Origin of the sequence: Vaccinium witches'-broom phytoplasma str. VAC (assembly GCF_000309405.1) — a bacterium.
In the GTDB taxonomy this organism is placed as follows: domain Bacteria; phylum Bacillota_I; class Bacilli_A; order Acholeplasmatales; family Acholeplasmataceae; genus Phytoplasma.
The window spans coordinates 1-390 of sequence record NZ_AKIN01000183.1 but is presented as its reverse complement, the minus strand read 5'-3'; the positions used below and the strand labels follow the sequence as shown (position 1 = coordinate 390).

Sequence of the window (390 nt, the reverse complement as noted above, 5' to 3'; positions counted from 1 at the left end):
TCTTTATGGGTAAGAAAATCATTATCAAGAAAGGAAATAAAAAAAATGGCTATCAGAAAAAAAGGCACTCATGCTCAACCAATAAATACTAAAAAACAACTTAATAAAAAAACTGTTATTAAAAATAAAAAAACTATAAATAAAAAGGTTGTTAAAAACAACAAATTATTTATTATCGAACAAATAAACAAATTATTAAAAGAATTGGAATAAAAATCAGAAAGGAATAAACTTTATGTTGAATTGGTTCTTAAAAATAAAAATGTTTCTTCTGGCTTTGTTTTTAAATATAAGCGATTTTTGCCTCAAATTTGTTAAAGGATTTGCGGTTGAGGAAATTTTGGCCCATAGAATAGATACTATGCAAACCACTATTTTTACTGTCTTGCT

General features: G+C 24.4%; 1 protein-coding gene. It reads left to right on the top strand.

Annotated features, from left to right (window positions below; genetic code table 11):
- Positions 1-213 (top strand): hypothetical protein (locus RI68_RS04100; protein WP_222813015.1); only part of this gene is annotated, 213 nt, incomplete at its 5' end.
- Positions 214-390: the final 177 nt, after the last annotated feature.